Below are 22,277 nucleotides of genomic sequence, written 5' to 3'. Positions count from 1 at the left end.
ATCTCACGTCCAGTTTAGAGGAATCCTGCATTGCTTTACAAGTCTTGCGATCGCACTTCCCAATCATTTTTACCCAGAATATGTTTCCGGTATTTTTGATACAGTATTAAAACCGGAATCTGGATTTTATCAGGATTTAAGAATTGTGGTGAGCAGTCCAGTCCAAGAGTGAGGCGCGGGGCTTCTTTTGTTTTCAGCTAAAATAGTACCCTAAAGAAAATTCAGAAAAATCGTAATTATGACAACTGCTACACCCGTAAAAACTGAATATGAAGCGATTATAGGTTTAGAAACCCATTGTCAACTCAGTACCAACACCAAAATTTTTTCCAATAGTTCCACCGCATTTGGTGCTGACCCCAATACTAATATCGACCCGGTATGTATGGGTTTACCAGGGGTTTTACCCGTGCTTAACGCCAAAGTTCTAGAATATGCTGTCAAAACTGGTTTGGCGCTAAATTGTCAAATCGCTAAATATAGCAAATTTGACCGTAAACAGTATTTTTATCCTGACTTACCCAAAAACTACCAAATTTCTCAATATGACTTACCTATAGCTGAACACGGTTGGATAGAAATTGAATTGGTAGATGATACTGGCAACCCAAGCCGCAAACGTATTGGCATTACCCGCTTACACATGGAAGAGGATGCGGGAAAACTCGTACACGCAGGGAGTGAGAGGCTTTCTGGTTCTACCTATTCTCTGGTAGATTACAATCGCGCAGGTGTTCCCTTGGTGGAAATTGTTTCTGAACCTGACTTGCGTTCTGGACAAGAAGCGGCTGAATATGCTCAAGAATTACGCCGGATTGTGCGCTATCTTGGTGTCAGTGATGGCAATATGCAGGAAGGTTCTCTGCGTTGTGATGTAAATATTTCTGTTCGTCCTGTGGGAAGAAAGGAATTTGGGACGAAGGTAGAAATCAAGAATATGAACTCTTTTAGTGCTATCCAAAAGGCGATAGACTATGAAATTGAGCGTCAAATTGCAGCAATTGAAGCTGGGGAAAGAATTATTCAAGAAACTCGTTTGTGGGAAGAAGGTTCCCAACGGACAAGTAGTATGCGGGTTAAGGAAGGTTCTAGTGATTATCGGTATTTCCCCGAACCAGATTTATCACCAATTCAGGTGAGTGAGCAACAATTAAAAACTTGGTTGAGTGAGTTACCGGAATTACCAGCACAAAAACGCCATCATTATGAAAGTGAGTTGGGTCTTTCAGCTTATGATGCACGAGTCTTGACAGAAGATAGTTCAGTGGCTGATTATTTTGAAAGTTCCATCAAATCTGGTGCAAATCCTAAAGCTGCTGCTAACTGGATTACCCAAGATATTGCTGCTTACCTGAATAAGCAAAAACTCACTATTGCAGAAATTGCTTTAACTCCCGCTAATCTTGCTGATGTGATTACTCGCATTGAAACTGGTAAAATTAGCAACGCTCAAGCAAAGGAAAAACTCTCAGATTTACTGAGTGGTATTACTCCTGAGCAAGCTTTTGCAGGTCAAGAGTTAATTAGTGATCCTACTGTTCTAGAACCTATCATAGATGAAATCATAGCCGCTAATACTCAACAATTAGAAAAGTATCGTGCTGGTAATACTAACCTCAAAGGTTTCTTTGTCGGACAAGTATTGAAAAAGACTGGTAAACGTGCTGATCCAAAACTGACTAATGAATTGCTGGAAAAGAAACTTAATGCTTAGTTGTGGGTGTGATGAAAGTGATGATAATTCAATTTTTTTCCTGACAATTTCACACCAGATTTTTGCAAAAAAACCAACAAATGGGTGATACCCCTCATCCCTTAAGTGCTATACTTTGCTAGTTAGATGCACCCTGATGATTTGGAGAGCTACCTAAGTGGCTCTCTTCCTTTCGGAGAATTTAAGCAATTATATTTTTGAGATCAAGTGTGGATAACTAGAACCACTGAGTTTCCCATTTACTGAGTATTTATATAAATGGAATAGAAAAGTAGGGTTCTTGGGTTGCTTTTGTGAAGTATTTAAAATCAGGTTGACAAATAATCACGAAAAAGAGTATTGAACACGTCCCAAAATGAAAGTAATTTTCGTAACTTTTTTGGGAAAAATCCTGAAAAAGGGGTTTCACCCATCACCCTTAAAATGTTATACTGTGATAAGTAGATGCACCCTGATGATTTGGAGAGCTATTTAATTGGCTCTCTTTTTTAGTTTTTATCTCTCAGTATTAGTAGAACAACATAGTCTAAATAGTTTTTTGGGAGTTAAAAATATCATGGCTCAATTTTGTGCTTAGGTGTGCAGCACTGTCACTATAAATACGGTTAAAAACCATGACGATCATACCAAATCAACTGGTGCAAGATTGCCATCTACAGATAAACTCACAATAAGGATAAATACGGGATAGCTAACCTGAGCCGGAAGCGGTAAAAGTCGGAGCAGCAATCGACCAACCTACTGAATATATAGTTTTTGTGAGAAAAATTATGGGAGACTGGCGGGAAATTACTGGTGGGGTGACAGCAGCTAGAGGATATCGAGCAGCGGGAATCACGGCCGGACTTAAACCTTCAGGATTGCCGGATTTGGCGTTAATATTGTCAGATGCAGATGCGATCGCTGCCGGTGTGTTCACAACTAGTCATGTTAAAGCTGCTTGTGTGGACTATTGCCGTCAACGTTTGCAAGCTAAACATAGTGCTAGAGCTATATTATGCAACGCTGGACAGGCTAATGCAGCGACAGGTAGCCAAGGTGTAAAAGATGCTCTGGAAAGTGCTGATTTATTAGCTAAAGAATTGGGTATTTCCCCAGAAGCGATTTTACTGGCTTCCACAGGGGTAATTGGTCAAAGAATTAAAATGGATATACTGCGTGGTGGTATACCCAAGGTGGTAGCAGCACTTTCAGAAACAGGCTCAGATGCTGCGGCTGGAGCAATTATCACCACTGATTTAGTCACAAAATCAATTGCTCTAGAAACAACTATAGGCGACCGTCCCGTCAGAATTGGCGGTATTGCCAAAGGTTCGGGAATGATACACCCCAACATGGCCACCATGCTGGCATTTGTCACCTGTGATGCGGCCGTTGCACCCACGCTTTGGCAACAAATGCTAACCAGAGCAGCAGATAGAAGTTTCAATTCTATTACGGTTGATGGTGATACCAGCACAAATGATAGCTTAATTGCTTTAGCAAATGGTCAATCTCGCACCCCAGCAATTACAGAAATGGGTGCAGAAGCAGAAAGATTAGAAGCCATGCTAACAGCAGTATGCCAGCATTTAGCGAAAGCGATCGCACGTGACGGAGAAGGTGCAACCTGCTTAGTAGAAGTGCAAGTCACCGGCGCACAAGATGAAACAGCAGCACGACAAATCGCCAAAACCATCGCTGGGTCTTCTTTAGTCAAATCTGCAATCTTTGGACGTGACCCCAATTGGGGACGTATCGCCGGCGCTGCTGGACGTGCTGGAGTACCCTTTGAACAAGATAATTTGCAAATTAAATTAGGCGATTTCTTACTTTTTGAAAATGGTCAACCGTTACCTTTTGATAAAGCCGCAGCTAGTGCATATTTAAAAAAAGCAGCATCAGGTGCGTATCTGAAAGAAGATACAGTATTAATTTCGGTCAGCGTTGGTAATGGTCACGGCACAGGTCAAGCATGGGGTTGTGATTTGAGTTACGACTATGTGAAAATTAACGCCGAATATACAACTTGAATTGATACTCTTAGGTCTGAAAAACACTGTAGGCAATTGATTTTCAGTTACATTGAGAAGAATTAAAATTAGCCATATTTATTTTCGATTATGGGAATTTTATAGCCATTCTCAGTTGTGTGAATTACACCTCAGAACCTTTTTGATTGATGTAGAGGTAAAGCGCAATACTCAAGTGTCAACTTAAGCTCAAACTTTTACCATATCTCGTTCCTAGTCTCTGACTAGGAATGCCATCACAGAGGCTCTGCCTCTACTCTCATTGATAGCGTATAACTTTTACGTCGTAAAGCTATAGCCATAGGTAGAGCCTTCTAGAATTTATTCCCATACCCTGTATAGGAACGAGAAAAACGAAACCCAGTTTTTACGTTAAGTGAACAACAATGAGTATTGCGCTTTACCCTCATCATGACTTCTTTTGTACATAATTTGTAAACGCAGAGTGCTACACCAAAAAAATCAAATAGTAGTCCTATATCTGAATTCCATCTCAACTAAATTATCAAAATATAGATAGTAAAAAAATATTACAGCGATTTTTGGGTAAATGAACCACATTTTTCTGTCTCACGCAGAGGCGCAGAGGCACAGAGAGGAATCAAGAGTGTGGTCTAAATACATGAAATTTGCTTTATGCTAATGTAAAAACGCTTTACCGATATTCTAATTATATAGAAATCATGCTCCATTACATTAAAACATCAAGTCTCAATATCGCTTATCACAGCTATGGTGAAAGTGATGCACAACCTATACTTCTTCTGCATGGCTGGCCTGATGATGCACTTACTTGGAATGCAATCATCCCAGCTTTGGTGAGTGCAAACTATCGTTGTATCACACCATTTCTGAGAGGTTTTGGTATGACACATTTTCTTGATTCTCAAACTTTGCGTAGCGGACAACTTGCAGCCTTGGGACAAGACCTAATTGAGTTTATTGAAGCTTTAAAAATTAGTTCTGTACATCTGGTAGGTCATGATTGGGGCGCACGCATTGCCTATAATGTAGCTGCTCTGCGCCCTGAATTTGTACTTAGTCTAACTACATTATCTGTAGGTTACGGAACCAATAATCCTGATCAGATACTATCCTTTGAACAGGTACAACAATATTGGTATCAGTGGTTTTTTGCAACGGAGCGTGGACGTGTAACCCTTAAAGCTAATAGACGCAGTTTTACACGCCAGTTATGGCAATTGTGGTGTCCTTTGTGGCATTTTAGTGAAACTGAGTTTGAGACGACTGCACAATCATTTGATAACCCAGACTGGATTGATATTACAATTGACTCGTACCGCAATCGCTGGGGTATCTCTCCCAATGACCCTCACTACGATTCTATTCACCAAAAACTGATGGCTGCACCTAAAATTGATGTTCCAACCACAGTACTACATGGTGGATCTGATGGTGCAACATTGCCAGAAACTAGTGCGAATAAAGAACAATTTTTTCTAAGAGACTATAAGCGATTTGTAATACCGGATGTTGGACATTTTATCCAACGGGAAGCACCGCAGACAGTAATTGAAGCTGTACTTGCTCGTGTACAAAGTATAATTTAAGTATAAAATATAGCTTAACCTATTTTGTCTTCTATTGAAGATAGACAAAAATTAAGCGATCGCAGTTAATCCATATAACAATCGCCTCAATTCTATGATAATGATAATTTATTTCAATAAGCTTTAGCATTTTTTTATATTTCCCTGCCTGCCTTTGCTGACTACAATCCTAACGTTTAAGAGCTTTTACAGCTATATTTTCTTAGGTGATTTTGACCTTGACTAATCGATCAGGTTAGGGGAAACTTACTAATGATAGGAGTGTAGGCTTATTAAAATAATAATTTTTGTAAAGATTCTGAGATATTTATTTTGAAAGATGGAACATTAGTTAACAAATGGCAAGTTTGTATCTAAGTTCTACATCTAGATTTTGACCAATTCTGCTTCAGCAGGAAGGCTCAAGCGTACTATAGAGGTTGGCTTTCATAGCATGGAAACATTAGAGTTCATAATTTATCCAGACGGTCGGGTACAAGAGACGGTGACTGGTATCGTAGGTAACTCTTGTGCTGAAGTAACAGCAGCGATAGAAGCGCAACTGGGACAAGTACTCAACCAGCAGCCAACCTCAGAATTTTTCGCCAACAATAATGTCCAGGAATCTGCTGTAGTAAATACGCAAACTGCATTTAGCGAATGGTAAGTTTTCAAACTAGTTTATTGTCATAGATTCACAACCACCATGTCACACTTTAGCCAAATCAAGACTCAAATCCGTAACCTAGAATCCTTAAAAGATGCGCTGACTGACTTGGGCATAGACTGGAAGCCTGGCCCACAGGAAGTACGTGGCTATCGCGGTCAAACTCATCCTGCGGAAGTTTCTATTGAGCAGGAAAATGGCTATGATATCGGTTTTAGATGGAATGGTAAGGAATACGAATTGGTAGCTGATCTACAATATTGGCAGCAAGATTTATCTGTAGATGGATTTTTGCGCCAAGTCACTCAGCGCTATGCTTACCAAGCAGTGGTGAAAGAAACCGCGAAAGTAGGCTTCCAAGTTGCTGAACAACAAAACAATGCAGATGGTTCCATTCGCTTAGTCGTACAACGCTGGAGTTCATAATGACCCAATTGCAGCCGTTGCCAGAAGATTTAGAAAACAATCGTTCTGGTTTAGAACCAGAATTAGGTGGTTTTTTACGGGATGAGCCAGAACGTTCTGGTTTGGAGCCGGAACTAGGCGGCGTGCTGCGGCAAAAGGGCGTTTATGTAGATGAAATTACTTGCATTGGTTGTAAACATTGCGCCCATGTTGCCCGTAATACTTTTTATATTGAACCAGATTATGGGCGATCGCGTGTAGTTCGCCAAGATGGGGATGCAGAAGAGATAGTTCAAGAAGCTATAGATACCTGTCCTGTTGATTGTATTCACTGGGTTGATTACACTGAGTTAAGAAATCTAGAAGAAGACCGCAGATATCAGGTAATTCCTGTAGTGGGTTATCCGGTTGATCATGCGGTAGCCACTACTGAAAAACGACGAAAAAAACAAAAGTTAAAAAAGAAACAATCTTTAGATTAAAATATCAAACAATGTAAGAATTCAGGAGTCAGGAGTCAGAATACTTATGAAATCAGGAATAGAGAGAAGTGAGATTTTTTTCAACATCATCAAAGTTGACTCGAAAAATATTTATTCTCCTGACTCCTGTATTCTCTATCCTGAATACTTACCAAATAATTAATACTGTCAGAGGCTGGTTTTAAATTCCAGCCTTTATTTTTATTTAAGAATGAGAGGATCATGCTGTGAAAGCAACTTTTCAACTTTAGCTTCGTCAATTCTAGAAGTTAGCCTTCTGGATTCGTGCAAATCTCTGGTAGTTTTTGCCAAGGTAAAAGTTGAACCGATAGAGAAAGCTAAACCCATACCCATAAAGCCTTTTACCCAATTATCCACAGGCAAATTGACAATACCAAAACCTGTCATAAAAATAGACATCATAAAAGCTGCCCAGGTTTGAATAATCCAAGCATTACTATCTTTTTGTGGGCCAAATGTTTGCATATCCCCCCCTCTCAATAAGTACTGTAAGCACAATTCTATAAAGTGGTCAAAATAGTGGCAATAATAACTGACCACTTCCGCAACTGTACTTAAGAGTAAGAGCTAAAAATTCATCAAATCGAGTAAATATGGGTGCAAATTTTGTACCAGTTTGGGAAGTGGCATAAAAATTTTATCATTCGTAATAATTTAATTTTTCCTTCTGCCTCCTGCCTCCTCATGGTGTTTCTGGGAATGTTTGCACCTTACCATCTGGACTGAAGACTACTCTGAGTCTGAGATTTTGCCCGGATTTATTAGTAGAAACAAAAGCTTTACCAATTGCGGGTATACCAGTGCTATCAAAGTATTCTCTAGCAGAGCGATTTAATGGCAAAATACGTTCAATAGAGCCGTCAACACCCAACATCAAGCTGTATTCTAGTGTTTGCGAAAATCCAGCAGGTGGCTGCCAATTCTTTTGCAAATATTGTCTGGCTTCTGCTACTTGAGGTATATCAAATAATGTGCTATCTGAGGTTGCCACCTCTTTAGGTAAAGTTGTTTTTCTTGCTTCTCGCAATTTTGCTACTAAATTCTCATCATTTTCTAAAGCAGCAATTGTGCCTGGAGAATTAGTACTTCTATTTAATTGCTGTGGATTAGTTTGAGCCGCTATTGGCGGAGAAGTTTGAGGTAAAGTAGCACCAGATTCAGGAATTGTGGAGATATTATTGCTATTTCTAGTAGGTAAATTTTGCTGTGGGTTAAGAGTAACACCACTTTGGTTAGTCACCCCTGTAGAGTTTTGTTGGGGATTGGGTGTTGTTGGTAATGGAATTTGTAGATTTGCAGGAATGACTGGCCTTCTTGTTTGAGGTATGGTCAGTGGGATGTTGGACGATGTGTTAGCTGTGGACGGGACAGTTGAATTGGGGAAAGATAAAGGCTTTGGATCTACAGTGGTATCAGCAAGTGGAGGGGTAGTGTCTAAGTTGGGTAGCTGTATGGAAGTACTATTGCTTGGGGGTGAAGGTAAATTACCTGGGGAAGCAAGTCCTACTGGAGGAGTGGTCAAGTCAAAGGAGGGTGAGGATTCGAGGGCAACTTTTTCTGATGCTGAAGTTGTTGTTTTAGCGACCTGTTTTTGCTGCTGCTTGATGTTGTTGGCATATTGCCAGGTTAAGGGAGTTAAACCCAAAGCCAATGCTAAGGTGGCGGCGACAGGTGTCCAAGTAGGCAAACGGCGAACAGAAGTAGAGTTTTCGCTATTTAGATTTGGTAGGGCGATGACATCGGTTGAATATTCCTCTAAAGCAGTTGCTAAATCAAATAGTTGCAATAGAGTGAGTTGAATTACGGGGCCAGATGTGGGATTGGCCAGGGAACCGAGAAATAGTTTATGAGTTAAATTATCGCTTGATTCTAAGTAAATTGTTGCTTCTAAAATCCCCATGTTAAAAGAATTTACGGTCTTAGGCGAGGATGAAGTGGGGGCAAAATCATCTAATTCTGGTTCATCAGATGTGGGGTTTGATGGGTGCGGTTTTAAGAAAGTCAGACAAAAGCTATCTGCTGATTGTTGGAGGAGATTTTGAACGTAGTTTGTGACTGCATTACACAAAGCTTCTAGTTGATCGCGATCGCCCTGAATTGGTACTTGGCGTTCGTCTGGTAGCCCTGGATCATCAAAGTGCAGTTCAAAATGTAGTTGTTTGAGGACTGTTTGCCCCATCCAACGTGATAAAGGTGAGCTTTGCGCCAAGATTTCTAGTGTGCAAGTGGGGGGGGTGTAGCGACGGATCACAGAATTTGAGCGAGGCATAGCAAAAATTGCAATGGGGACAAAGGGGAATTAGGGATTTTGAATGAGTAATTTAAAATCTAAAATTGTTTTGTGGAACGGTCTATGAGTGTTAACCACAAACGACGGTGTCCATGAGGGGCGCTATAAAAAAGTAAATCTACTAGCAATTTTAGCGCTAGGTTTTTCAGCAACTTTGTACTAATTTTGTCATCTTCTTCCATCCGTTCTTGATAGGTGTTGCAGAAAGCATCAATATAGTCTCCCAGTAAAGCTATCTGATGAGGTTCCTGGTTTTTTGCGGCTATTTGTTCTAATAAACCAACAGCACGACGGATTAATTCTTGCTGCTGTTTGGCGAGGTAGCAGGTAATGAGAACAAGCGATCGCGCTTCTTCTACATCTAGCTTTTTTCGACCTCCTTGACCTTTACGTAAGGGGTTTGATTGGCGTAATCGCCATAAAGCTACGCGGTCCGGTACTTTTGACTCTAAATTGAGATTAATTGCCGCCGAAAGCATAGCCTCAGAACCAATGCCAGCTAAAGTTTCTAGGGCTAACAGCACCAAATCTAACTGGGTTTTGATATTGTCCCATTCAACTGTTGTGGGTGTTGGCAGCTGGTTTAAATCCTCCCACTGGGAGTTTGGTGTGACTGAATCGGTTACCGAGTGCATAACTTTTAGCATAGGTGATCAGGCGAATGGAGGCTGTTGCTGTTACCCATTTTGAAACAGACCCTGAAGCATAAAAGTTGGTTTCCCATAGGTAGCTTTGAATCGGTTTAGTAAACAGCGGTTGTCTTTGTTTTACTTTAGTTGAAAATTTCTTTTCTTAATATGAGAAGTTAATGAGGATTGGGTAATTCGTAATTCGTAATTCGTAATTCGTAATTGGGAACTGGTGATAAGTAATAAATTATTCTCCTCCTGCTCCCTGCTCCCCTGCCTCTTCCCTGTTCCTTATTTGATATGAGCAATAGTAACACCACTACCGCCATCTGCTTGTTCTGCTGGTTCGTAGTGGCTAATTCTGGGGTGCTGTTGCAAATAGGAGTGAACACCTAGCCGCAGTTTACCAGTACCATGCCCATGAATAATCCACAGAGATCCATCAGCTTCAGAAATGGCTTTGTCTAAGATATATTCGCCATCAGATACCCGTTTTCCGCGCAAATCAATCGTATTTTTAGAGGTGCGAATTACTGGGGCTGGGGCTGGTGGTGGGGTAACTACTGCTGGGGCTGGTTTGGTTTTGACAATAGGTTCTGGTTTTTGCCCATCTAAAGATTCTACGTCTGGTAATTGCACCGTCATTTTCATGATGCCAAAACGGACAGTTAACTCACCATCTGCATTAGGGGCGGTGATTACTTCTGCGGTTTGTCCTAATTTGGGAATACGAATGCGATCGCCTACTTTGGGCATAAACCCAGGTTTAGGTTTCGGTGGTGGTGCCGGTTCGTATTTCTGGGTAATTTGATTTAACGCACTGGTTGCTTGCTGGGCATCTTGGGCTGTGGGTGTGCCTTTTTGCAAACGGCGAATTACTTGGGCAATTTCCCCTTTAGCTTGGGTAATTGCTTGTTGTACTGCTACTTCTTGAGAAGCACGTAAATCTTTTTCTCTCTCTTCTAAAGCGGTGGCTTTTTGAGAAACTTCTTTATATAAACGTTCTGCTTGTCGTAATAATTCTTGGGCTTCAGCGGCTTTAGTTTCTTGACGACGGCGTTGGGCTTCTAAACCGGCGATTACTTGATTGACTTCATCGCTGGCTTCTCCCACTTGGGTTTTAGCTTCGGCGACTACTTCCGGTTTTAGCCCTAAGCGTAAAGCGATAGCTAAAGCGTTAGAGCGTCCAGGAATGCCCCACAACAGCCGATAAGTTGGCGATAGAGTACTTTCGTCAAATTCTACTGAAGCGTTTTCAAATCGCTCATCTTCATATTTCAGGGCTTTGAGTTCGCCGAAGTGGGTGGTAGCAATTGTGAGTTGGGCATGATTGGCGAGATATTGCAAAAGAGCGATCGCTAATGCACTACCTTCCGCCGGATCTGTACCTGCACCAACTTCATCGAGTAGGACGAGGGATTGGTAATTGGTAATTGGTAGTTTTATTCCTTCTTCTTCTTTCTTTCTTTCTCCTGACTCCTGTACGGGCGAAGCATTCGGGCGATCAATTATCGGTTTTTGGCTAAGGCTATTTTCCGAATACTCCTGTACGGGCGAAGCATTCGGGCGATCAATTATCGGTTTTTGGCTAAGGCTATTTTCCGAATACTCCTGTACGGGCGAAGCATTCGGGCGATCAATTATCGGTTTTTGGCTAAGGCTATTTTCCGAATGCTTCGCCCCTACTACCTCTAATGCTTCTAAAATCCGACTAATCCGGCGAATATGGCCTGAGAATGTGGATAAACTTTGTTGTAAAGATTGTTCATCCCCAATATCAGCTAAAACTTTGTCAAACCAAGGCATTTCCACTGGTTCGCGGGCGGGGACAAATAAACCCACCTTGGACATTAATGCCGCTAATCCCAAGGTTTTTAAAGTTACTGTTTTCCCGCCTGTATTGGGGCCAGTAATCGTCACTACCCGAATATTGGGACTAATGAGCAAATCAACGGGAACAACGGGGTTTCCTTGTTCGTGCTGCTGTTGCCAAACTAACAACGGGTGACGTAGTTGCCGCAAGGTGATAATTTCCTGTTCTTCCCGATTAATGAAGCGGGGAGGATTAGCACCTATCCAGAAACTATAACGAGATTTAGCCGTTGCCAAATCTAAGGTTGTGACAATGGCTAACAACCGTTCTAAATCGGGCTTAACTGCGGCTACTTGTTCCGTTAAAGTGCGGAGAATAGCTTCTGCTTCTGTTTGTTCTTTTCTGAGAGTTTGCCGGAGTTGGTTCCCCATGGGGACGACGCTATGAGGTTCGATATATAAAGTCGCGCCACTGGTTGAGGTGTCGTGAACAATACCGGGAATTGCGTCTTTTTGCGGTGCTTTGACTGGGATCACATAGCGATCGCCCCTTTGAGTAATCAGTTGCTCCTGAACTGCCCCCGATTTGGCTTGAATGATGTTTTGCAGTTTTTGGGTAATTTGACTGCGTATCCGCCGCAAATCAATGCGGATTTCTCCCATTTTCTGACTAGCACGATCAGTAACTTGAGCGCGTTCATCAATACAGCGGTGAATTTCCTGCTCTAATTCTGGGTAAGTTCGCAATTCGGAAACTAACTCAGTCAAGATGGGTAAATTGTCCTGGTTATCAATTACACGCCGTACATTTCTTGTACCAGAGAGGGTAGTTGCGATCGCTAACAGTTCCTCACCTGATAAAATTCCTTGTAGTTCGGCTCGTTCTAGAGAATCACCAATATCTTGAATGCCCTCAAAAGACAAACCAGGGGAAAGATGACTTTCCAGTTGGTAGACTTCTTTAGTCTGAGCTAACAACTTTTGGCTTTCTATCTGGGTTTCCGGGATAGGCAAGTTACGCGCAACTATTGCCCCTAACTTGGTCGCAGCAAAGGTAGAAAGGTGCTGGCAAAGGCGTTGCCATTCTAATAGTTCTAGGGTTTCAGATTGGATCAAGGCTTCAACGTCTAATCTGAAATTATCGTAACAATTTTAGCTGCTAGAAGACTAAATTTTCCAAGAGAAAAAATTTTCTGGTGTCAGTGAGGCAAATAGTTATATTCATTCCAGAGCTTTCTTAGCTCTTGATTATTGCTACAAAAATAGTAACGTGGGCTGGATTTTTGCTTATATCCTGCATAATCCTTTGAATACAGTGCGATCTCTTGTCAGTTCGCTGTAGGCATCGCTACCTTTTACCAGAATACTGCCATTAGACTTGATAACAATGGCAACCCTAATAGCATTGGTATTGCCATTTATGTCAATAAAATACAATCTTTCTTAACCGCAGTTAGACTCCGAAAGTCACAAAAGAAGTATATAGCCTTTCCCACTCTAGCTAGTTAGATACAAAATTACCCCTCCCCAACCCTCCCCTTGGTAAGGGGAGGGTGCGCGACAGCGCGGGTGGGGTGTATTTCATGAGCTTGGGAATTGCTATATTCAACTTTTTTACCCCTGAATCTCTTGATTTATCTAGGTTTTAAATTTATGTGCCTCACGGCACGCTCCGCGAACAGCATCCCTTAATTAGTAAAGAGTCCAGAGTTAACAGGAACTGTAATCAACTCTGGACTCTCTACTTTTAACTCGGTACTCAATTAGCAGTACTGTGAAATATCTTCGCCGCATTCATCGGCCAGGTAGCACATGGCTCGAAATCTTAGACCTACCACTTCTTCATATACAGGATTAAGTTTACACATTGGAGGAATGTGAAACAGGACTTTACCAAACAATTTGACATCACGTTCAAAAGGACATTGAGCTGGAATATATTTACACAACCGATGAGCAATTTGGCGATCGCTAACCTTTAAGTCATCTAACCAATTTCGCAAAGGACGGATAAATTTCCAATCAGGCTGAGAATGGGAAGCTTGTAACTGGGTAACATTAGCGTTATCAATCTCTGCTTGATGAACCGATACCCAGCTTGATAAAAAAATCTTTTTCGTGGTACTTTCAAATACTTTATTCATGGTTACGCCTCTCTTTTTATGAGGGTATTCACCTTATTGATGAATATACAATATGACAATCACGGTAGCCGGGAGAATAGTATTCTGACGGAAATTTTGTAAAAAGTGTGAGTAGCCACTTAAAGTCAGAACTTATGTATTACTACGTCAAGTTAAACGCAATTTCCCGAAAATGGGTAGTCCAGTCATTCAATCTTTTTGATAACTTGACACAATTCACATTTTAATGAAGACCTCTACCTTTAGACGGGTTTCGCTGTAACCGTAACATAACTTAATATATCTAATTATTATACGTAATTTCAATAAGTATAAATGCTCTTTATCTAGGGTTTAAGGCAGTGATCATGCTGAAATTTGCCATTTATGGCGTATTAGGGCTAACTTACCTTGGTTTAGCTCTGGGTTACATACCTGGGTTGCGGATGAACCGTGCCACAATAGCTTTAGTCGGTTCCGCTTTTTTGATAGCCTTGGGTGTCCTGACTTTACAGGAAGCATGGCTGGCTATTGATGCCAAAACCATAGTTTTTTTGTTGAGCATGATGGTGGTGAACGCCAATCTATCCTATGCAGGATTTTTCAGTAAAACCCTATCTGTCTTATTGAGTATTACCCGCAGTCCTTTGGGCTTACTACTAGCCTTAACCTTTGGTAGTGGTGTTCTCTCCGCTTTTTTCCTCAATGACACCTTGGCGCTAGTTTTTACACCATTGACTCTCAGCCTGACACAAGCTTTAGGTTTGAATCCCATACCTTATTTACTAGCGATAGCTGGAGCAACTAATATAGGTTCAGTTGCCACTTTAAGCGGTAATCCCCAAAACATCCTCATAGGCTCATTTTCCGGCATCAGCTATCTAGACTTTTTACAAGCATTAACCCCCATTGCCATAACTGGCTTAGTTATTCAAGTAGCATTACTCTGGCTACTTTATCCAGATGTGCGTTCAAATCAACCTTGTCAACTTTTAAAAATAGACAATCAACGAATTTTCAAACCCTTATTTAAGAAAACAGTAATTATCACCACCGGATTATTAATCGCTTTTGCTATTGGCTTACCTCTAGCAGAATCTGCCTTAGTCGCTGCAAGTTTATTATTAATTACTAGACGAATCAAAGCACAACGTATTCTCAAAAAAGTAGATTGGAATTTATTGGTGATGTTTTCTGGACTTTTTATATTAACGAAAGTCACTCAGAAATTGAACTTCCTACAACCATTTACTCATGTAGTTAAGTCTGATCTTGGTTTATTAGGAATTACAACTATTATGTCTAACCTAATTTCTAATGTCCCCACTGTATTGCTACTACAACCTCTAATTGCTCAAGATGATACTCGTTCTTGGCTATTGCTGGCAGCATCATCAACCCTAGCTGGTAATTTAACTTTATTTGGTGCAGTTGCAAATTTGATTACCGTAGAAGCTGCCGCTGAATTAGGCTACAAACTCACTTTTTGGGAGCATTTGCGCTTTGGTGTACCGTTGACATTATCTACGTTAGTTTTAGTTTATTTGTGGGTTAATTAAAGGATATATACCAGAACGAGTGTTAGTTGACAGATGAAGTTAGTTAGTTCGGAAATTAATCTCCAAAAGCCTGAAATGACCTAATTTCCTTAAAACATATGATGTACGGTTTATACAGTACGTAAGTCCTATGAAATCTATAAAAAATAAGGTAAGATAAAGCACAGGATTTTAAATCAAAATTAAGTTATCTAAAAGTCATGTCTAATATCCAAGAGTTACAAAAACAAGTGATTGCTCTTTTAGAGGAAGCATCTCATTTAATGAGTCATGCTAGTACACAACTTTGGTTTGAGGATGGTTCAGAAAACAAATACAAAGAATATCAACAAGAAGTTGATAAGGCACGCCGTAACGTAGAGAACCTGGAACTGAGAATGGCTATTACAGCACCAATGAATGCTGGTAAATCTACCATAATTAATGCCATTATCGGACAAGAACTTCTGCCAAGTTGTTCTACAGCAATGACAACACTACCAACAGAAATTGTATTTCAAGCCGATTCAACAGAATCTATCCTCCACCTTAGTACCGGAATCATTTCATCATTTCAAGAAGTATTTAAAGCTCTGAATAATAAAATTAATCAAGAAGGAATTGACAAAGTTTTACATGATACTGCTGAATATCCACATTTGGAAGATTTACTTCGCAGAATCGACAATTATGTAGATTTTCCTGTACCTGAGAAAATTGTTGGGTGTGAAGCCATCAACAGGAAATTGACTGACTTAAACCATATTATCCGCTTGTGCAGCATTTTAGAACTGCCTGAAGACCCTCTCAAGTACGTGAGTGATGAAAGTGATATCCCTAAAATTGAAACTCCTTTTTGGCAGTCACAACAAAATAACCAACCTGACAAATTAGGAAATTTGATTATTATTGATACACCTGGACCTAATGAAGCAGGAGTCAGCAGCAAGTTAGAATCTGTAGTTTCTAGACAATTAAGAAATAGTCAACTTATACTTTTGGTTTTAGATTTTACTTCCTTAAGAGCAGAAGCAGCAGAAAAAATTAAAGAAGAAGTACAGAAAGTTATCAGAACCAGGGGTACAAAGAACTTATATGTTCTAGTGAATAAGGTAGATCAGCGGGGTGATGGCGATATTACACCAGATGAAGTTAAGAAATTTGTTGCTAATAACCTCAAATTAATTGATTCTAGTGACATAGAGAGAGTATTTGAAATTTCAGCAAAGCAAGCATTTTTATCTGCTGTCTTTATCCAAGAATTGGGAAGAAATACAGAAGTTAAAGCATCTGATATGAAAACATCAGTTGCATTTGCAAAACAAGCTTTTGGTATGAAATGGAAAAAATATATTGATGGAAATAATAAAGAGCAGTTAGGGATAGATGCGGATGAGTTTTGGCAGGAGTCTGGATTTCCAGTATTTATAAAAAAGGCAATCAATGCCATCATGGAGCAAGTTGCTCCTCGCTGTATGGAATCTGCACTTAATCTTTGTATGCTTCACCTTCTATGGATATGTGAAGATACGAAATTACGACGGAGTGCAATTTTCAAAAAATCAGAGGAAATTCAGGCAGGTATTCAATCTCTCAATACTGAACTTAAAAATTTAGAAAATTGTCGTAATAGTTTAAATAGAGAAGTGTCTGACATAAAAAAGCAACTAGGGCAAAAAGTAAAAGAAAATATAGATAGATTAAAATTCGATATAAAACAAGAGCTTAGTCAGAATATCCCTGATTATGCAGATAGTTATTTCTACCGTTACTTTAAATTATTAATACCTAATCCTGGTATATATGAGTTTGAAAACGTGGAAGAGGCAAATTTATTTGCAAAAAATTTAGCAGAAAATACAAATCAAATAATTAAAGTACAGATAAATCAAACTTGCCAAAATACAGAGGAAGAGACAGGGAAGCTAATTAAAAAGCTATCTGATTTACTTGATAGTGAAACTAGACCTATTCTTGAAAGTGCTAGAGAAAAGTTAAAAAAAGACTTTGATGTGAGTCTTGATTTAGAGCCAATAAAAATCATCGAGGTTTATACAAGTGTGAATAAACCAGGAATACAATCTAATCATCCATTTGACTTTGATTTTAATAAATTATTGAATAGTCTATTTGACAATATTTTTGAATTTCTGTGGAAGTATGTGATATTACAAAATCCTATTGTAAAAGCTATTCGAGATGGGATAAAAGCTGTTGCTGCTTTTTTTGGATACAAACAGGAAGAAGAAAAGGCAAAATATATTATTAGAATTAGACCATATCTTGAGGAAGTTATAAAATTAATTGAAGCTAAGGGAGAGGAAATTAAACAACAAGCTGAAGCATATACTGAAGCATACTTTCAACAAAAAGTTAAGGAATATTTTAAAGCTCTTGATTCTTACTTAGGTAACTATAGAGATGATCTATCCCAATCACTTAAAGATCAAGAGTTACCATTACAACAGCTAGAACAATTAAAGCAAGCTCTTGATTCATTTGCAGAAGGTGATGATAAGTTAGAGGTTGATGAACTAATAGAAAAATCAAATAACCTTTTACAAGAAACACAAAATTATTACCGTCATGAATAATTTCGATTAATTTGTGAGGGTTGTATCAAAATTATTATATGTAACCCAACAAAAGCTGTAATAATGTTGGGTTTTCTTACGTCAACCCAACCTACTGCTAACGATCTTCTTCTCTTCTTCCTTCGCGTACTTCGCGTCTTCGTGGTTCGTTCAATAAGTAGGGCTTGCTAAAAGAGTAATTATCTGTTTTATTAACTCTCAAGACAAAAACGCAAAGATGCTAAAAAACACCTTTGCGCCTTTGCGCCTTTGCGTGAAATAATTCTTAAGAAGCCACAGCAGTAGAACGAGTGCGTCGTCTTCTACCGTCAGCAACCTTCACAGCTGGTTCATCAGGAATTTGCATCAACAAAGTCAGAGTTGGTTGACATTGCAACTCTCTACGAATAGAACGCTGCAATTCTTTTTCTAAAGTTCCTTGCAAACCGCCCCAATCTATATCATTTGCTTCGCTTCCAGTTACAAATTCTGACCAGCGGACGCGAAGTATTTCTTCAATGCGTTGTTGTACCCATTTTAGCAAGAGCGATCGCTCTATACTTGTTACCACACCCTGCATATGAATTTCTGGTTTTGCCAATAGCTTACCAGTCCAATCAATAGCAGCAGCAATAGTTACAAGCCCTTCAGAAGCCATCCGTTGACGTTCTTCCAACACTTTAGAGCTAACCATTCCCGAACTAGTAGTATCCACTAATTCAATTCCTGATGGCACTTTACCTGCCACACGGATAGATTCTTCTGTTAGTTCTATCACATCCCCATTCTCAATAATAATCATATTTTCAGAGGGGATGCCCATACTTTGGGCAGTTTCTGCGTGTTTCACTAACATCCGATGTTCACCGTGGAAAGGCACAAAGAACTTAGGACGGGTTAAAGCAATCATCAGCTTTTGTTCTTCTTGGCAACCGTGTCCAGAAACGTGAATACCTTTATCCCGTCCATAGACTACTTTTGCCCCCTGAATCATCAATTTGTCGATGGTGTTAACCACCGCAATTGTATTACCGGGAATCGGGTTAGCTGAGAAAACTACCGTATCTCCTTCCCTGATTTTGATGTGGGGGTGTTCTTTATTAGCAATTCTGGTCATGGCTGCCATTGTTTCACCCTGAGAACCAGTCGTCAGAACCAACACAATTTTCATCTGGCATACCACGGACAGTATGTAAGGGTTGGAAGAGATTATCTTCGCACTTGATATAACCTAAATTCCGGGCATGGGCAATCAAATTCAGCATCGAACGCCCTACAACGGTGACTACACGGTTGTGTTTCCTAGCCAGTTGCAAAATCATGTTGATGCGATGCACGCTGGAGGCAAAGGTGGTGACAAATAAGCGCCCAGTGGCTTGAGAAAATACCCGGTCAAGATTGGGAAAAACAGAACGTTCTGATGGTGTAAATCCTGGTACTTCGGCGTTAGTGGAATCACTTAATAAGCAAAGTACGCCTTTTTCACCATGTTCTGCTAAACGTTGCAGGTCAAACTTTTCGCCATCAACAGGGGTGTGGTCAATTTTAAAGTCGCCCGTATGGATAACTATACCAATTGGCGTGTGAATAGCAACAGTAAAACTATCAGCGATAGAGTGAGTGTTGCGGATATATTCAACAAAAAAGGATTCACCGATGCGGACTACATCGCGGGGAAGGACTGTTCTTAATTCTGTGCGATCGCGTACTCCCGCTTCTTCCAATTTACCCTCTAGCATTGCCATCGCTAGTCTAGGGCCATAAATCACCGGGATATCAAATTGCTTGAGGTGAAAAGCGATACCACCGATATGGTCTTCATGACCATGGGTAACAATCATGCCTTTGATTTTGTGGCGATTTTCCCGCAGGTAAGTTGTATCAGGCAATACAATATTAACACCGTGCATTCCCCGTGTCGGAAAAGCCAACCCTGCATCTAAGAGGATAATTTCATCTTGGTACTCAAAAACACAGGTATTTTTCCCAATTTCGTGCAGGCCACCTAAAGGAATAATTTTTAGGGCGTATTCAGCTTCGTTCTTAACCATTTTCTCCTTGAGATTGTGTTTGTTGTTAATCAGTTGATAGTTAGCACTTTTGTATGAAAGACAACATTAAATGTCTATTCAGATCAGTGTAAAAGCAGCCAATTTTTAGTTTCAGATATCCAATTTTTTACTTGAATAAATAAAAGGGAATTTACACTGTTCGTACAGCGTCTCCTATAGAAGGATTCTTATATCACTCAGTTTTAGCACAGATATTTAAATTGCAAATTGGTAGCAATTATGGCCAATTATTTATAGATATCTCTGGCAACTAGCATTGGGCTAGTTTCTAATTTATTGGCGCTTAGATTAAACTAAGTTTGTTTAGCACCACCTCTAACTTTTGATAGATTTCTGTGTCAGCTTCCCATAGAGGTAGACGAATTGAACCAACTTCCCACCCTTGAAGTTTCAGCGCGTGCTTAACAGGAATGGGATTTGTAGTTAAAAATAAAGCTTTAAACAACGGGAAGAGTTGTAGATGAATATCTGTAGCAATTTGAATTTTCCCCATATTAAAGGATTCAATCATCTGTTGTAGTTGATTACCTACAATATGTGAAGCTACACTGACAACTCCCTTTGCTCCTATTGCTAATAAGGGCAATGTCAAAGAATCATCTCCAGCGTAAATCTGAAATTCTTTTGGTGTCAAGCGGCGAATTTCACTAGCCTGGTCTAAGTTCCCGCTGGCTTCTTTAATTCCTACTATATTTTCAATTTCCGCCAAGCGAACTACTGTTTCTGGACTTAGATTTTGACCAGTACGACCAGGAACGTTATACAACAACATTGGTAGGTCAGGACAGGCTTGCGCTATTGCCTGAAAGTGTTGATATAAGCCCGCTTGAGGCGGTTTGTTGTAATAAGGAACAACTTGTAAAGAACCATGCACTCCTATTTTAGCGGCTTTTTGGGTTGCTGCGATCGCTTCGGTAGTGGAATTAGAACCACACCCAGCAATTACTTTGGCTTTCCCTGATACAGTTTGCAACACTTCCACAAACAACTGGTATTCTTCGTCCCAAGTTAAGGTGGGAGATTCTCCTGTTGTTCCACACACTACTAATGTATCTGTGCCATTATTAACTAGATGTGCCGCTAGTTTTGAGGCAACATCGTAGTTGACGCTGCCATCTGCTTTAAACGGCGTAATCATAGCAGTTAAAATTTTGCCGAAATCTCCCACCCTGTTTTCACTCCTAATTTGTCCGTTTGATTAGCAATGACTAATGACCAATGACTACATTTAAGCGTAAGCTGTTGCCAATTTTAGGAGATTTTTTTCTACTAATAACTCGGCAATTTGCACTGCATTAAGTGCTGCGCCTTTACGAATTTGGTCGCCACATAGCCAGAGTTCCAAGCCACAAGGATGAGAAATATCTTGACGAATTCTACCTACTAAAACTTCATCCTGACCACTGGCTTCCATGGGCATGGGAAAATGATTTGCTTGCCAATCTTCTACCAATTTTACACCCGGAGCATGACTCAAAATTTCTCTAGCCTCATCTGGATTAAAGGGTGTTTCAAACTCTAAGTTAATTGCTTCTGAATGGGCGCGAAGTACGGGAACCCGTACACAGGTGGCAGTAATTCTGATTTCTTGACTGCCAAAAATTTTGCGGGTTTCGTTGACCATTTTCATCTCTTCCTCACAATATCCTAAATCGGTCATTGGGGAATTGTGGGGAAATAAATTAAATGCCAATGGATAAGGCAGCACTTGAGCAACTGGTAGTTGTCCTTGTAATATAGCACTGGTTTGGGTTTTGACTTCTTCCATTGCTTTGGCACCAGCACCGCTAGCTGATTGGTAGGTAGCAGCAACAATCCTTTTTACTGGTTTTATTTTGTGTAGTGGCCATACTGCCAATGCCATTAAAATTGTTGTGCAGTTGGGATTGGCGATAATGCCTTTATGGTGAGCTGCGGCTTGGGGATTTACCTCTGGTACTATCAAGGGAACTTCGGGGTTCATTCTAAAAGCGCTGGAGTTATCTATGACTACTGCGCCTTTAGCCACTGCTATCCCAGCCCAGGTTTTGGATGTTCCCCCTCCGGCACTAGCCAAGACTATATCTATGTTTTCAAAAGAGCGATCGCTCACTGGCTCAATGAGAATATTTTCTCCTTTAAATTTAAGCGTCTTCCCTACACTCCTTTCTGATGCCAATAATTTTAAATCGGCAATGGGGAAATCTCGATTCTCTAGTAATTCCAGCAACTCTGTGCCTACGGCACCAGTCGCACCCAAAATAGCTACACGATAGGATTTAGACAAACTTAATTCCTCCTTTAAGAGGTTACTAGAAATTTTCTTGTAAAACTTAGTGTCAATACTTCGTAATGACGATGTTCAAAAATTAAATAAAACTTGATACTTCAATTTAAGATATTTTGCTGT

General features: G+C 40.1%; 15 protein-coding genes and 1 pseudogene. 8 read left to right on the top strand and 8 right to left on the bottom strand.

The window, feature by feature from the left end; translation table 11 throughout:
* The first annotated feature begins 238 nt into the window (after window positions 1–238).
* From gatB to ACOWPH_RS21950, 6 genes are all read left to right on the top strand, one after another.
* Window positions 239–1,714, top strand: a complete 1,476-nt coding sequence (gene gatB / locus ACOWPH_RS21975; RefSeq protein ID WP_015217513.1) for an Asp-tRNA(Asn)/Glu-tRNA(Gln) amidotransferase subunit GatB — start codon at window positions 239–241, stop codon at window positions 1,712–1,714.
* A 770-nt stretch (window positions 1,715–2,484) separates the two neighbouring features.
* On the top strand, window positions 2,485–3,726 hold the full coding sequence (gene argJ / locus ACOWPH_RS21970) for a bifunctional ornithine acetyltransferase/N-acetylglutamate synthase (protein ID WP_015217512.1): 1,242 nt from the start codon (window positions 2,485–2,487) through the stop codon (window positions 3,724–3,726).
* Window positions 3,727–4,409: 683 nt separating this feature from the next.
* On the top strand, window positions 4,410–5,297 hold the full coding sequence (locus ACOWPH_RS21965; RefSeq protein ID WP_015217511.1) for an alpha/beta fold hydrolase: 888 nt from the start codon (window positions 4,410–4,412) through the stop codon (window positions 5,295–5,297).
* A gap of 433 nt (window positions 5,298–5,730) precedes the next feature.
* Window positions 5,731–5,943 (top strand): DUF2997 domain-containing protein, encoded by a 213-nt coding sequence (locus ACOWPH_RS21960; RefSeq protein WP_042465523.1) that lies wholly within the window; start codon window positions 5,731–5,733, stop codon window positions 5,941–5,943.
* Window positions 5,944–5,982: 39 nt separating this feature from the next.
* Window positions 5,983–6,369, top strand: coding sequence for a DUF1257 domain-containing protein (locus ACOWPH_RS21955; protein ID WP_015217509.1), 387 nt, complete (start codon window positions 5,983–5,985; stop codon window positions 6,367–6,369).
* Window positions 6,369–6,830 carry a ferredoxin gene (locus tag ACOWPH_RS21950; RefSeq protein ID WP_015217508.1) on the top strand — a complete coding sequence of 154 codons (462 nt, stop codon included), beginning with the start codon at window positions 6,369–6,371 and terminating at the stop codon, window positions 6,828–6,830. Before ACOWPH_RS21955 ends, ACOWPH_RS21950 begins: the two co-directional genes overlap by 1 nt.
* A gap of 201 nt (window positions 6,831–7,031) precedes the next feature.
* On the opposite strand, the gene ACOWPH_RS21945 is transcribed toward ACOWPH_RS21950, so the two are convergent.
* From ACOWPH_RS21945 to ACOWPH_RS21925, 5 genes are all read right to left on the bottom strand, one after another.
* Window positions 7,032–7,316 carry a YiaA/YiaB family inner membrane protein gene (locus ACOWPH_RS21945; protein WP_015217507.1) on the bottom strand — a complete coding sequence of 95 codons (285 nt, stop codon included), beginning with the start codon at window positions 7,314–7,316 and terminating at the stop codon, window positions 7,032–7,034.
* A 217-nt stretch (window positions 7,317–7,533) separates the two neighbouring features.
* Complete coding sequence (locus ACOWPH_RS21940) at window positions 7,534–9,120, bottom strand: DUF4335 domain-containing protein (protein ID WP_015217506.1); 1,587 nt, start codon at window positions 9,118–9,120, stop codon at window positions 7,534–7,536.
* A gap of 59 nt (window positions 9,121–9,179) precedes the next feature.
* Window positions 9,180–9,788, bottom strand: coding sequence for a DUF3038 domain-containing protein (locus ACOWPH_RS21935; RefSeq protein ID WP_015217505.1), 609 nt, complete (start codon window positions 9,786–9,788; stop codon window positions 9,180–9,182).
* 273 nt (window positions 9,789–10,061) lie between these two features.
* Window positions 10,062–12,698: an endonuclease MutS2 gene (locus ACOWPH_RS21930; protein ID WP_015217504.1), complete on the bottom strand. Its 2,637-nt coding sequence runs from the start codon at window positions 12,696–12,698 to the stop codon at window positions 10,062–10,064.
* 647 nt (window positions 12,699–13,345) lie between these two features.
* Window positions 13,346–13,726: a Mo-dependent nitrogenase C-terminal domain-containing protein gene (locus ACOWPH_RS21925; protein WP_015217503.1), complete on the bottom strand. Its 381-nt coding sequence runs from the start codon at window positions 13,724–13,726 to the stop codon at window positions 13,346–13,348.
* Between the two features lie 347 nt (window positions 13,727–14,073).
* Between ACOWPH_RS21925 and ACOWPH_RS21920 the strand changes: the two genes are divergently transcribed.
* Window positions 14,074–15,264 carry an anion transporter gene (locus tag ACOWPH_RS21920; protein WP_015217502.1) on the top strand — a complete coding sequence of 397 codons (1,191 nt, stop codon included), beginning with the start codon at window positions 14,074–14,076 and terminating at the stop codon, window positions 15,262–15,264.
* A 200-nt stretch (window positions 15,265–15,464) separates the two neighbouring features.
* Window positions 15,465–17,837 (top strand): dynamin family protein, encoded by a 2,373-nt coding sequence (locus tag ACOWPH_RS21915; RefSeq protein ID WP_015217501.1) that lies wholly within the window; start codon window positions 15,465–15,467, stop codon window positions 17,835–17,837.
* Between the two features lie 265 nt (window positions 17,838–18,102).
* Here ACOWPH_RS21915 and ACOWPH_RS21910 read toward each other — a convergent pair.
* The 3 genes and pseudogenes from ACOWPH_RS21910 to ACOWPH_RS21900 form a co-directional block, all read right to left on the bottom strand.
* Window positions 18,103–19,867, bottom strand: a pseudogene (locus ACOWPH_RS21910) (ribonuclease J).
* A gap of 304 nt (window positions 19,868–20,171) precedes the next feature.
* Complete coding sequence (gene dapA / locus ACOWPH_RS21905) at window positions 20,172–21,056, bottom strand: 4-hydroxy-tetrahydrodipicolinate synthase (protein WP_015217499.1); 885 nt, start codon at window positions 21,054–21,056, stop codon at window positions 20,172–20,174.
* Window positions 21,057–21,116: 60 nt separating this feature from the next.
* Window positions 21,117–22,154: an aspartate-semialdehyde dehydrogenase gene (locus ACOWPH_RS21900; RefSeq protein WP_015217498.1), complete on the bottom strand. Its 1,038-nt coding sequence runs from the start codon at window positions 22,152–22,154 to the stop codon at window positions 21,117–21,119.
* Window positions 22,155–22,277 lie beyond the last annotated feature (123 nt).

This window comes from Anabaena sp. PCC 7938 (assembly GCF_049315035.1).
GTDB classification, from domain to species: domain Bacteria; phylum Cyanobacteriota; class Cyanobacteriia; order Cyanobacteriales; family Nostocaceae; genus Anabaena; species Anabaena cylindrica.
Note: the sequence above shows the minus strand (reverse complement) of the source record. Positions and strands in the feature narration are given on the sequence as shown.